Genomic DNA, 12,363 nt, shown 5'->3' with positions numbered 1-12,363 from the left:
GGGAGATCTTTGTCGTCACGCTAACTCCCGGTGCTCTTCCCAGCAACGCCGCGTTGTGGCTGGTCTCCGAAGTAGTTGGTCTGAACGTTGTGATTGCCGTTCTGCACACCCCAGGCATTGGTGAAGTTGTTGTTGACCTTCGTTGCTTCGGAGATCCTGTCTCGCAGGTGCTCGACCGCGGCCATTACCTCGGGATCCATGTCGGCGCCGGAGGCGGTCAGCTCCTCGCCGATCCGGGCCGTCCAGACGTCCGGCTCGGTCTCGTCCGACTCCAACGCGGCTCGCGCATCGCCGCGCAGCCGCGGCTTCAAGAGACGCTTGAGCTGGTCGTAGGCGTCCTTCACGGCCGCGCCGGCCGCGTCCGAAACGCCGGCCGTGGCCCCTGCGGCCAGCGCCGCCGCGATGAGTTCGACGTTCATCAAGGTGCCCTTCTCTGCTCGGGCCTCCAGTGTGCTCCGGACGCGCCAGCTCGCCGTGCTCCGCGGCCCGCACGGCCATCCGCAACAGCGTCACCCCGACCGTCGTCATGAGATGGGAGCAGGCGGCCAGACCAGTCAAGCCAGTCGGGCCGGGCGGGCGGACCCGGAATAGGTGGCCTGAGTGTTCCGAATCGGACTACGAAGAGGCCTAACCGTGCGTGGGATCTGGAGGACCGAGCGTGCTTGCAGCAAGCTTCAACCACCGATCGCCACGGACGAAGGGAGCCCTCGGTGGGCACTGCGAATGCGCGTACGGTGCACCTCAACGTCAGCACCCAGCGCCGCCGTCCGCGTAACGGGGAAGCGCCGGGGCTGTACGTGTCGCGTTCGGCCTGGGCCGAGCCGGAACCGGTGGATCCCGAGCGGCGGCTGCGCGAGCTCGCGGCCACCGGGACGTTGACCGCGGCGGCCCGCGGGCCGGAACGGGCCGGGCTCACCAGCGCGGCCTACAACCTGGTGTGGCCGATCGTGTTCATGCGGATCACCCGCCGGTTCGAGCGGCAGCGCGGCCACGCCCACTGCGCGGCCGGCGTGGAGAACCTGGCCGACGAGTGCCTCGACCGGTTCCACGACGACGTCGAGGCGGTCGTGGACGACCTGCTGGCCCACGCCGACCGGCCGATCCGCCAGCTCGAGGCGTGGGTCGCGACCCGGGTCGGCGCGGCCACGGTCAACGCCCACCGGCGGCGGCGCGGCGAACGGGGCGCGCTGCAGCGGCCGCGGCTGCCCGGCTGGCTGGCCGACGGGCTGTGCCGCGACCGCTGGCTGACCACCCTGGCCGTCGACATCCTGGTCTGGGTCGGGGTCAGCGGCACCGCGGGCAGCGAGCTGTGGCCGCTGGAGTCGTGGGCCCAGGAACGCGCCGCCTGCACCGGCGACTGGCCGGGCAGCGACCCGGCCACCGTGCGCCGCGAGATCGACCAGGTGCTGACGGTCATGCGCAGCCGCCCCGAGTGGTTCGCGTCCTTCGTGGAACGCCCGCTCGGGGCCAAGCAGCCGCCCGTCATGGCGATGACCCTCGACCCGTACGGGGAACCGGTCGCCCCGCTCGGCCTGGGCGACCCCGACGACCGTGTCGAGTCGGAGCTGCGCCGCCTGGCCGCCGACGCCGTACGGGACATCGGCGACCGGATCGGCCGCGGGGAACCAGCCGAGGCGGCGGTGGCCGAGGTGGTCCGCACGGTCTTCGGTGGCGTCTTCACCGGCACCCTCGACCGGGCCCCGCACGGCGGCGGCGACCCGCTGGGCGGGGTGACCGGCGCGCTCTCCGACCGGCAGCGGCTCAACGCCATCGTCTCGGCCGCGCTGACCATCCTCGACGAACCCGAGTAGCGCGGGTCAGCGGTGCGACTCCATGGCGGGCTCCTTCGTCCGGCTGATCGGTAGCGGTCACTTCGGGACCTCGATCCGGACAACGACCTCGGCCGTGGTCCAGTCGTGGCCGGTGGGCCGGGCCGCGTCGCCCAGATCGCGGTACACGCCGCGCGGGCCGGACGTCTCGGCCAGCGCCGGCATCAGGAACGGCTCGACGCCGAACTGCCCCTCGGCGACGAACAGCTTCAGCCGGTCCCGGACGACCGCGCCCGGCACGACGGGCACGGCCGGCGGCAGGAACGCCTTGATCCGCCGGCCGTGCAGGCAGTCGCCGACGCCGCCCCCCGCGACGTAGTCGCCCGGGAACAGCGCCGGGTCCACCTTGAAGCGCGGCGTCAGGTCGAGCAGCGCGCAGAACAGGGTCCGGTCGCTGTGGTTGCGCAGCCGGAGGTGGAGCTCGGGCGGGTCGGCGCCCCGGTACCGCAGGACGTACTCGCCGGCCGAGTCCGGCTGCAGCAGCGTGCCGTCGGCCCCCAGCACCTCCACCCGTACGGGGGAACCCAGTGCGCTCGCCGGGTTGCGGCGCTGCCACACCTGCAGCCACCGGGCGATGTGCTCGACTGCCGCGGCCGCCTCGTCCGCAAGGTACCGCTGCCGCAGCAGCCGCTCGCCGTGCTGGTCGACGACGGTCAACTCGCCGTCCTCGTACCAGGCCCGCAGGTCGGGGACGCCGGTGCCGGCCACCCGTACGTCCAGGGAACGTGCCAGAGCCGCCCGCAGCTTCTCGTCGTCGACCGCCACTGTCGTGCGCGGCGCCGGCACCGACGTGACCACCATCGGATACAGCCGGCCGGGGTCGGCCCAGCCGCCGAGCGGCGCGACCCGGCTGTCCGCGGTCCGCACCTCGACCACCTCGGCCTGCTCGCCGGGGCGTCCGCCGCGCACCCCGACCCGCAGTCCGGCGCCGGCCGGCAGCCCGTGCACGGCCCCGGCGTCGATCACCCAGCCCGTCCGGCCGTGACGCATCCGGATGTCCCGGTCCGGCGGCGTCACCGCCCCGCCCAGGAACTGCTGGTTGAGCAGCGGGGACGTGCGCGGCCGGGCCTGGGGGGTCTGCCGGCAGGAGTGCATCTCGACCTCGGACCGGGTGGCCGCCAGCAGGTCGTTGTAGGTGGCGCCCGGCCCCAGCCGGGTCATGGCGCGCAGCAGCGACCAGGTGAAGACTCCCCGGCGCTCGCGCTCCAGGGTGCGTTCCTCGGCGGCCTCGAAGGAGCGGCAGGCGGCCAGCACGATGTGCTCGGCCGGGTGGTCCGCGCCCGACCGGGCCTCCAGCCGGGGGCGCAGATAGTCCAGATCAGGCGCCTCGCCCGGCGGCACCGAGCGGGTCCGGACGGCCGGTTCGCGGGCGGTCAGCTCACGGGTGGCGCCGTCGGAGTGGCAGCTGTCCAGCACCACGGTGACGTGCCCGGCCCGGTCGCTGACGTCGTCCAGCAGCAGCGACAACTCCTTGTCCCACAGATCTCCGACGGCGCCCGTCCGGCTGTCCGCGCAGACCAGGGTCTGGATCCGTCCCGTGGGTTCCCACCGCCGGGTCCAGCCGGGTGCGGGCCGGTCCGAGCCGTGACCGGCGAACCAGAACAACGCCACGTCGTCCGGCCCGGCCTGGCCCAGGTGTGTCGTGACGGCGTCGACCACGGCGGCCCGGGTGGCCTGCCCGTCCAGCAGCGTCAGCGGGACGAAGCGGGTGCCGGGGGTGAGCGTGGCCTCGAGGTGCTCCCGGGCATCCGTCACGTCGCGCACGCAACCGGTCAGGCCGGGCACCGCGGCGTACCGGTCGATGCCGACCAGCAGGGCGTACAGGTTTCGCATGCCTCTTTCTGACGGACCGCTCAGAGCGGAGGCGTCCAGGCGATCCCGTACGCGTGTCCCTCGTGCAGGCCCCGGAACGCGCGGAACACCTCGCCGTGCAGGTCCGGCTCCACTGTCGTGCGACGCGGGCGCCGGGCGTCCAGGTCGGGGTAGGCCACCTCGTCGAGCAGCCACACCTCCTCCGGCCGGCGGTCGGCGGCGAACCGCACCCGTACGCTTCCCGTCTCGCACGGGGCGAGCGGCACGATCGCGTAGTGCGGCCGGACCGGCTGGCCCGGCGGCAGGGCGACGTGCAGCCAGACCTCGTGGCTCTCGCCGGTGGCCAGGGGCCGCGCCAGGTCGAGGGTGATCAGGCGGCTGGGGCTGCCGTCGTCGTGCTCGACCTTGCGCAGGTGCGCGCCGAAGAGGGCGGTCACGACCGGCTCGCCGACGCCGGGCGGGGTGGGCGGCAGGGTGATCCGCACGACGAGCTCGGCGATCTCGCGGGTGGCCACGATCGTCCGCATCTCGTACAGCTCCGGGGTTGCGGTGTCCAGCCGGAACAGCGAGGACAACGAGGAGACCCGCCAGCCGCCGCCGTTGTCGTCGCCGGTGCCGGCCCGGTCGTGCTCGCCGCCGGGAAGTTCGTCGACCGCGGCCACGAGGGCCTCGAGTGCGGCGTCGGCCAGCCGCCGGGCCGTACGGGAGGAGACCTTCTGCAGGCCGGCCAGCTGTCCGATGCGCGCGTCCAGAGTGGCCAGCCGATGGCCGGCGTCCACGGCGAACGACACCAGCACCGCCTGCCGCTGGTCGGGGAGCAGGGTGTCGGCCAGCGCGGTCAGCCATTTCTCCACCGCGGCCCGGGTCCGGGCGTCGCTCTGCCTGCCGGTGAGCCCGCACAGCCGGCGGATCCGCAGCCCGAGGTGGTCGTAGAGCCCGGCCCGGCACACACCCTTGCGGCTGCGCAGGGCCTGCAGCTCCCGGGACAGAGCGGAATCGAAGGACATGAGACTCCCAGGTACCGTCCGTCGTCATGGCACTACCGAAAGAAACTAGCTCCGCGACCCGCGCCACCGCGACTGCCCGGTGGGAAACCGGTCAGCCGGACCGGTGAGTTATGTTCCCAAACGACTACATGGAGTAATGGTGATCTGGCCAGATCCGGGCCAGAAGAACGGCCACTGAGCGGCCTCGATCCGGCTAACGAGGCCGACATGATTACGCGATGTTCTGGGGGCAGACATATACGCTGGGTGACGCCTCGACTTCACCCGTCCATGACTCTTCACTCCGGCGGGGACAGTGGTGACGCGCGACGACCACGAGGTCCGGCTGCGCGAGCTGGCTCGGGCGGGCGAGCTGGGCCGGCTGTCCGAGGGCGAGCGTGACCTCCTGCGTCCGGCCGCCTACGACCTCGCTCACCCCGTCGTCTTCGATGCGGTCTACCGCCGCGTCGCGCACCACCGGGGTCATCACGCCTGCGCCCGCGGGTTCCGGCACTTGGGGGAGTGCTGTCTCGACGGGTTCCACGACGATCTGGAGGCGGTCGTCGGATCCCTGCTCACCACGGCCGAGCCCATCAAGGACGTGGAGGCCTGGATCGCCGCGCGAGCGCCCGGCATCGCCGTCGACGCCTACCGCCGGCGCCGGGGTGCGATCGGCGCCCTGCAGCGGCCCCGGATGACCAAGTGGCTGCGTGCGGCGCTGGGCGGTGACCCCTGGCTGTGCCGGCTCGCCCTGCGGATCCAGGAGTGGGCCGGGGTGCCCGGCGGGGCCGGCGCCACACTGTGGCCGGTCGACAGCTGGGCCGGCGAGCGCGGGATCAGCACGTCCGAGGCCCGGGCCGACGTGGAGAAGGTGCTGGTCGCCATGCAGGAACGGCCGAAGTGGTACCACGAGCACATCGAGATCCCGCTCGGTCACAAGGTCGCCCCGGTCGGCGGGTGTCCCGGCGAGGGGACGGGCGACCCGCGTCCACTGCCGGCGGCTGACCCCGGCGAACAGGACGAGGCGCGGGTGAGCGACCTGGCCGCGGTGGCCGTCGAGGCCATCCGGGCCGGGCTGGGGCGGGGCGAGGACGCCGCAGCCACGGTGGTGAGGGTGCTCGGGGAACTGTTCCTGCACGGGTCCGGCGCCGACGAGATGAGCCGGGCGCCCGGGGCCGCGACGTTCGGCGAGGAGCGGGTGTCAGCGTTGCTCGACGACCCCGTCGCCCTCGAGGTCCTCGTCGAGCGGGTCCTGGACATCGTGCGCGGACCGGCCGGCTAACCGTTCGAGGGCCCGGCGGCGTTCGGCGACCAGATCGGCCACCGCCGCCGGGTCGTGCCGCTGCGACGAGACGCGCAGCGCATCCCGCAATTCCTGCTCCAGCAGCCGCTGCAGCTGCTCCTGCTGGTCCGGCGTGAGCTCCACGGTGCGGCCTACCCCGCCGCTCGGCATCGCGCATCCCTCATGATCATGTTTCGATTATCAACCCGGCGCCGCGGTTCTGGTCGCATCACCGCCCCTTTCTCCTGCTGTCGAGGACTCACTGGAGAACTGGCGGACGGCGCGACCGGGGCGATCGCAGGACAATCGCGTGGTCAGCGCGGGGGGCAGCAGGGTGGCTCCGGGCCCGTCGCCGTCGCCGGGCCGGGCGAGCAGCCGCTCCACCGCCAGCCGGCCCAGCGCGGCCGCCGGCACCTCGACGTTCGTGACGTGCGGGGTGACCGCCAGCGCGACGTCGTCGGGGCAGATGGCCAGGACGGACACGTCCCCGGGCACGCTGCGGCCCAGCGTGCGCAGCGCCGTCAGCACGTGGTCGAGGGCGCTCTCGTTGTGCACGATCAGGGCGGTCGCGCCGCTGAGTTCCGCCAGCGCGGCCAGGACGGCGGGGAAGACCGGTTCCAGCGGTACGGCGTACGCCTCGACCCCGCACCGCGCCGCGGCCGCCCGTACGCCCTCGCGCGTACGGTGGGCGAACCCGGCCCCACGGTCGTAGACGGCCTGCGGCGCCCCCAGCAACGCCACCCGCCGGTGCCCGAGCGCGGCCAGATGCTCCACACACATCTCGCCCGCGCGGGTGAAGTCGAGGTCGACGCAGATCAGCCCGGCCGGGTCGGCGGGCAGCCCGATGAGCACGCTGGGCCGGTTCAGGTCGCGCAGCGCGGGCACCCGCTCGTCGTCGGTCTCGACGTCCATCAGGATCAGGCCGTCGGCCAGCGCGCTGCCCGCCACCCGGCGCAGGCCCGCCGCCCCCTCGTCCGCGGTCACCAGCAGCACGTCGTAGTCGCAGGACCGGGCCGCGTCGACCACCGCCGCCGCGAACCGCATGACGACGGGAACGTTCTGACCCGCGCGCAGCGGCAGGGCCAGCGCGATGATGTTCGACCGGTTGCCGGCCAGCGCCCGCGCCCCCGCGTGCGGGTGGAAGCCGAGCACCCGCACGCTGGCCAGCACCTTCTCGCGGGTCACGGCCGAGATGGCCCGCTTGCCGCTGAGCACGTAGGAGACCGTGCTGGCCGAGACCCCCGCGTGCCGGGCGACGTCGGCGATGGTGACCGGCGGGGGCGTCACGACCGGAACGTGATCGCGCTGACCCGGCTCCCGGCGTCCATGGCGAGGTAGAGGTCGTGCACGCCCTCGGTCTCGGGCACGGCGGCCGCCGACCCCGGTGTCACCAGGGCGAATTCCCCACCCGCGTACGGGTCGTCGAGGCGCAGCGTCACGGCCGGGCCGTCCCCCTCCACCGCCACCTCCCGTACGCCGGAAAGGTCCGTCCCGCTCAGACAGCACCACGCGCCGTCCTCGGTGGCGCGCACGGCCTCACCCCGCACGGGATCGCCTGTCGCCACCAACGTGATCCCGCTGTACTCGTCGTGGTCGCCGGCCCGGATCGTGCGGTCGGCGGCCTTCTGCGCCCCGACCCGGCTGCCCCGCACGGGCAGGGTGCCGGTGAGCCGGATATCGCTGGCCGAACGCCCGAGCAGGATCTTGTGGCGGGCGGTCTCGACCACGAACCGGTTCGACGTCACGTCCCAGAACGCCAGGTCGGCCACGTCGAGGTCGAAGCTGACCAGCCGCGACTCGCCCGGTCCGAGCCGGACCTTCGCGAACGCCCGCAATCGTCGCAGCGGCTGCTTCACCCGCGACACCTGCTGATGCGTGTAGAGCTGCACGACCTCGCGGCCGGCCCGCTTGCCGACGTTGGTGACCCAGGCCGTGACGGTGACCCGGTCGCCCACCGCCGCCGACGTGTGCGAGATGTCGAGGTTGGAGTAGTCGAACGACGCGTACGAGAGGCCGTGCCCGAAGGGGTAGAGCGGCGTGCCGCGGTAGTACTGGTAGGTCGCGTCGTTGGTGATGATGTCGTAGTCGAGGATGTCGGGCAGCTCGCAGGCGCTGCGATACCACGTCTGGGTCAGCCGGCCGCCCGGGTCGGCGCGCCCGGTGAGCACGTCGGCCAGCGCGTTGCCGAGCTCCTGCCCGCCGTGCGACATCCACAGCACCGCCGGCAGGTGCGTGTCGGCCCAGCCGATCGCGTACGGGTAACTCGAGATCAGCACGAGGCCGGTGTTGCGGTTGGCCGCGTACACCTCCCGCAGCAGCCGGTCCTGCGCCGGTGGCAGTTCCAGATCCGCACGGTCCTCGGTCTCGCGCCCGTTGACGAGCGGGTGGTTACCGATCACCACGATCACCGCGTCGGCCGTCGCTGCCAGGTCGGCCGCGTCGGCCGCGCCGTCGACGATCGTCCGCAGGGTGAAGCGGGCGGCGCGGGGGCCGAGGGTCAGCTGTGCGGTCACGGCGCCCCGGTCCGGGTTGCCAGGGGAGCTGTGGCTGCGCAGCGCGACCGTCCCGTCCGGGCGGCGCTCGAGCTTCCACATCTCGGTCACCACCCAGTCGCCCGGACCGTCCGAGTCGGCGGCCAGCCCGTCGTTCGTGACCCGCAGGAACTTGCCGTTCACAGTGGAGCGCAGGGTGACGACGCCGTTGCCCCAGTCGAACAGGTCGAACGCGGCCGGCTCCGGCGTCAGCCGCACCCCGTGCTCGTCGGCGGCCAGATGGAGCGCTCCCAACGTGAGCACGACACGATCCACGCCCTCGCTGTGCAGCACCTCCGGCATGACCCGGGCCAGGCCGTCGCGTGCCGTCACCACGTACGGGAAGGAACCGCTGTACCAATCGGTGAACGCACGATCGGCATGGGAGCCGACCACCGCGACCGTCCGGTGGCGCGCGGGATCGAGCGGGAGCAGGCAGCACTCCGACTTCAGCAGGGTGATCGACTCGCGGGCGGCCTCGCGGGCCAGATTCCGGTGGTCTTCCTCGTCGACAGTGGTGGCCGCATAGGGGTTGTGCTCGGCCGGATCGAACTCGCCGAGACGGACGCGGATCGTCAGGGCCCGGCGCACGGCCCGGTCGACGTCCTCCTCCTTGATCAGCTCGCGGCGCAGGGCCTCGGTGATCCGCTCGACAGTGACGTCGCTGCGCTGGTCGGCGTCGGTGAAGCTGTCGATGCCCGCCCGCAGGGCCGCGGCGTGGCTCTCCGCGTGATCGGGGAACCAGGCCTGCTGCGCCGGGTCGGCCAGGTTGCTCGGGGCGTAGGCGTCGGAGACCACGAAGATCTCGTCCCCGGTCCAGGTGCGCAGCTCGTCCTCGAGATAGGGGGAGACGTGCGCGGGACGGCCGTTGACCAGGTTGTACGACGCCATGACGGCCACCGCCGAGCCGCGCTCGATCGCCGGGCGGTAGGCCGGGAGCTCGTACTCGCGCAGCACCCGCGGGCTCAGGTTGCTCGATGTGAGGCAGCGGTCGGTCTCGTTGTTGTAGCCGAGGAAGTGCTTGAGCGTGGGCGCGGTGCGCAGGACCCGGGGGTGGTCGCCCGCCAGCCCGCGGGCGTAGGCGTCGCCCATCAGGCCGGTGAGGAACGGGTCCTCGGCGTAGCCCTCCTCGTTGCGGCCCCATCGGGGATCGCGCAGCGGGTTGACCACCGGGGCCCAGACGTTGAGGCCGGCCCCCCGGTCCGCCCTCTGGTGGGATGCCCGGACCTCGGTGCCGGTGGCTTCGCCGACCCTGCGCACGAGGTCGAGGTCCCAGCTCGTGGCGAGGCCGATCGCCTGCGGGAAGACCGTGGCCTCGCCCAGCCAGGCCAGGCCGTGCAGGGCTTCCGTGCCGGTGGTGAAGGCGCCGATGCCGAGGCGGTCGATCGCGGGCTGGTGCTGGTGCAGCATGGCCACCTTTTCGGGCAGCGTGAGCCGGGCGAGGAGGTCCTCGACGCGCTCGGCGAGCGGCGCGTCGTACCGGCGGAACAGCGGTGTCTCGCTCATGGGGTCACATCCGGTGATTCGCCGAAGCGCTTCAACGGGCGTCCCACGAGATCGGCTCCTGGTTGCGGCCGACCGGCCCTTCGAAGCGCTTCGACACGGGGCGGCGAAGATGTCGTCCGTGTTTCGGTGAATTGACGAACTGTCTACCCGAGCCGCGCCCGGCCCGTCAAGAGATCATCCTCGATCCCTGGTTTGCCGGTCCTGACTATGCTGCCGCCGTGATCACGACACGGGTGGCCGGTGCCCTGCTGCTGCTGGGGGCCGGGAGCCTCACCGGCTGCGGCGTGCTCGACTACGGGTGCAGCCAACGGGACAGGAACTTCTCGGTGACACTGGACGACGCCGCGATCCTCACCGTCCACCCCGCCCAGGCCGAGGAGATCGGGGCCGGCTCCGGCTGCGACGACGACGACGGCTTCGCCCACGCCAGCCGCGACTACCGCAGCCCCCTGAGCCGCGACGAGATCATCACGTTCCACCGGGAAGCCGCGGCCGCCGACGGCTGGCAGTGGCAGGGCGACGGCTCCCCGCGCGCCGGCGACGGCCTGATCGTCAGCGCCGCCGCCACGTGCCTGACCAAGGAGATCGACGGGACCACGGTCTACCTGTCGGTCTGGTTCCCCAGCGACTTCAACGGCCTGCCCGGCCAGCAACCCGAACCCGAAGACGTCTACGGCCTGACCCTGACCGGCTCCCACGACGGCGGCGCCTGGTGCTGACCGTCTCCGGTCTCCTGCGGCGCCCGGCCGGCCGCTTCGCGTGACCGCGGCGTCCGGTGCCGACCGGCGGGTCGGCCGGACTCGGCCGGTCGCTGGCGTTCGGCCGCCGACGTCTCCGCTGATGCCGGACCCCGTCGCCGTCGATCGGCTCCGCCGCGCGCTGCTGCTCCGGCGATGCGCCTCACTGCCGGGCCGGCGACAGGCCCCTGCTGCACCGATGTCAGCCGTCAGACTAGGTTCCTAGGATGCTGTAGGCAACTTGTGGGGTTCACCGCCGACTACGACCGGTCTGCAGCCGCCAAGCCGGCTCGCCCGCCCCGAGGTGGTGGGCGCCGGGTGAGGCGGACGGAAGATCGGGCAACGACCGAGAGGCGCGGGCTGCAGCGAACAGCGACGACAAGCCCAGGCGCCGCAGCCGTTGGTCAGAGCGGAGAAGGCGCCGTCTGAGGAGGCGGAAGAACGCCGGCGTCGATGGCGTCCAGCACCCGGGTGGCGCCACCGGCCGCGGCAGCGCTGGAGTCCAGGGCGGAGGCGACCAGCCGCGTCCCGCCGCAGTTGGCGGCGACCGAGCGGCTGGCCAGTTCGGCCGTGGCCGGGGGGATCAGCCACGGTGACAGCACCGTGAAGTAGCCGCCCAGGGCGACGCAAGCCGGGTTGATCAGGTTGGTCAGCAGCGACACCGCATGCCCCAGGTGGCGCCCCACGTCGGTCAGCGCGGCCAGCACCTGACCATCACCCGCCTTGGCCAGCCGGTGGATCTCGTCGACGTGCGGGCCGAACTCGGAGGGCGACAGCGCGGTCTCGATGCCCACGTCGGGCAGGGCGGCCCGGATGAGGGCGCCCAGTCCCGCGTACGCCTCCAGGCAGCCCCGCCGCCCGCAGGTGCACAGGGGGCCGGCCGGGTCGAGCGGCAGGTGGCCGAATTCGCCGGCGAAGCCGCGGGCGCCGCGCAGGGGGCGGCCGTCGCAGATGATGCCGGCGCCCAGGCTGGCCCCGCCGGTCAGGTAGACCAGGTCGGCGGTGAAGGACAGGCGTTGTTCGGCCAGCACGGCCAGGTTGGCGTCGTTCTCGACCATCAGCGGGTACGTGGGTTCGCCGAGGGCGGCCGTCAGTGACTTGCGCAGGTCGACCTGGTGCCAGCCCAGGCCCGCGGCCAGTTCGACGACCCCGTCCGCGTCGACCAGGCCGGGCACGGCGACGGTCAGGCCGAGCACTTGGCGGCCTTCGCGTTCCATTTTCGACACGGCGCGGCGGGCCAGGGCGGCCAGTGACGCTATGGCCTGGCCGGGCTGGCCGGGGGCGCCGGTGAAGGCGCGCCGCCAGGAGAGCAGGCGGACGCCGGCCAGGTCGAGGGCGACCGCGGTCAGGTAGTCGGTATTGATTTCCAGGCCGACGGCTGCGTAGGGGGAGCCGTCGAGGACCAGCATCATGGCGGGGCGGCCGATCCGGTTCTCGGTCATCCCGACCTCGCGCACGAGGCGCCGGTCGATCAGGTCGGTCACCAGCGACGACACGGTGGCTTTGTTGAGGCCGGTGGTGGCTGCGATGTCGGCCCGTGAGCAGGGCGCATGCGTGCGGACGTGGCGCAGCACCACGGCGAGATTCGTCGCTCGGACGTCGGCGAAGTCGGCCGGCTGCGGACCGCTGTCCCTAGTGATCACCAACGCCCCCAACCCACCCCCGCAGACTACGGCACCA

Annotated in this window: 10 protein-coding genes; 3 read left to right on the top strand and 7 right to left on the bottom strand. The window is 72.9% G+C overall.

Annotated elements, in window-relative coordinates; all coding sequences use genetic code 11:
* Positions 1–20: 20 nt before the first annotated feature.
* A complete protein-coding gene (locus tag BKA14_RS12045; protein ID WP_184951009.1) occupies positions 21–419 on the bottom strand; it encodes a Het-E N-terminal domain-containing protein in 399 nt (132 codons plus the stop codon).
* A gap of 291 nt (positions 420–710) precedes the next feature.
* Here BKA14_RS12045 and BKA14_RS12040 point away from each other — a divergent pair, with 291 nt between their 5' ends.
* Positions 711–1,811: a hypothetical protein gene (locus BKA14_RS12040; protein ID WP_203722803.1), complete on the top strand. Its 1,101-nt coding sequence runs from the start codon at positions 711–713 to the stop codon at positions 1,809–1,811.
* A 57-nt stretch (positions 1,812–1,868) separates the two neighbouring features.
* Here BKA14_RS12040 and BKA14_RS12035 read toward each other — a convergent pair whose 3' ends face one another.
* Together BKA14_RS12035 and BKA14_RS12030 are read right to left on the bottom strand one after the other, a co-directional pair.
* Complete coding sequence (locus BKA14_RS12035; protein ID WP_184951008.1) at positions 1,869–3,662, bottom strand: caspase family protein; 1,794 nt, start codon at positions 3,660–3,662, stop codon at positions 1,869–1,871.
* Positions 3,663–3,682: 20 nt separating this feature from the next.
* Positions 3,683–4,648 carry a hypothetical protein gene (locus BKA14_RS12030; RefSeq protein WP_184951007.1) on the bottom strand — a complete coding sequence of 322 codons (966 nt, stop codon included), beginning with the start codon at positions 4,646–4,648 and terminating at the stop codon, positions 3,683–3,685.
* 298 nt (positions 4,649–4,946) lie between these two features.
* Between BKA14_RS12030 and BKA14_RS12025 the strand changes: the two genes are divergently transcribed.
* Positions 4,947–5,909, top strand: coding sequence for a hypothetical protein (locus BKA14_RS12025; protein WP_184951006.1), 963 nt, complete (start codon positions 4,947–4,949; stop codon positions 5,907–5,909).
* On the opposite strand, the gene BKA14_RS12020 is transcribed toward BKA14_RS12025, so the two are convergent.
* From BKA14_RS12020 to BKA14_RS12010, 3 genes are read right to left on the bottom strand one after another with little or no spacing between them, the layout of a single operon-like run.
* Positions 5,829–6,080: a hypothetical protein gene (locus BKA14_RS12020; RefSeq protein WP_184951005.1), complete on the bottom strand. Its 252-nt coding sequence runs from the start codon at positions 6,078–6,080 to the stop codon at positions 5,829–5,831. The genes BKA14_RS12025 and BKA14_RS12020 overlap by 81 nt on opposite strands.
* A 30-nt stretch (positions 6,081–6,110) precedes the next feature.
* Positions 6,111–7,196, bottom strand: coding sequence for a LacI family DNA-binding transcriptional regulator (locus tag BKA14_RS12015; RefSeq protein ID WP_184951004.1), 1,086 nt, complete (start codon positions 7,194–7,196; stop codon positions 6,111–6,113).
* Entirely contained in the window at positions 7,193–9,946 is a 2,754-nt protein-coding gene (locus BKA14_RS12010) for a glycoside hydrolase family 3 protein (RefSeq protein WP_184951003.1), read from the bottom strand. The genes BKA14_RS12015 and BKA14_RS12010 overlap by 4 nt, the downstream gene beginning before the upstream one ends.
* A gap of 218 nt (positions 9,947–10,164) precedes the next feature.
* On the opposite strand from BKA14_RS12010, the gene BKA14_RS12005 reads away from it, so the two are divergent.
* Entirely contained in the window at positions 10,165–10,665 is a 501-nt protein-coding gene (locus tag BKA14_RS12005) for a hypothetical protein (protein WP_184951002.1), read from the top strand.
* A gap of 422 nt (positions 10,666–11,087) precedes the next feature.
* On the opposite strand, the gene BKA14_RS12000 is transcribed toward BKA14_RS12005, so the two are convergent.
* Positions 11,088–12,326: an ROK family transcriptional regulator gene (locus tag BKA14_RS12000; protein WP_239093572.1), complete on the bottom strand. Its 1,239-nt coding sequence runs from the start codon at positions 12,324–12,326 to the stop codon at positions 11,088–11,090.
* Positions 12,327–12,363: the final 37 nt, after the last annotated feature.

Origin of the sequence: Paractinoplanes abujensis (assembly GCF_014204895.1) — a bacterium.
GTDB lineage: Bacteria > Actinomycetota > Actinomycetes > Mycobacteriales > Micromonosporaceae > Actinoplanes > Actinoplanes abujensis.
The sequence above is the reverse complement of the archived record's forward strand: the minus strand, read 5'-3'. Positions and strand labels throughout refer to the sequence as shown.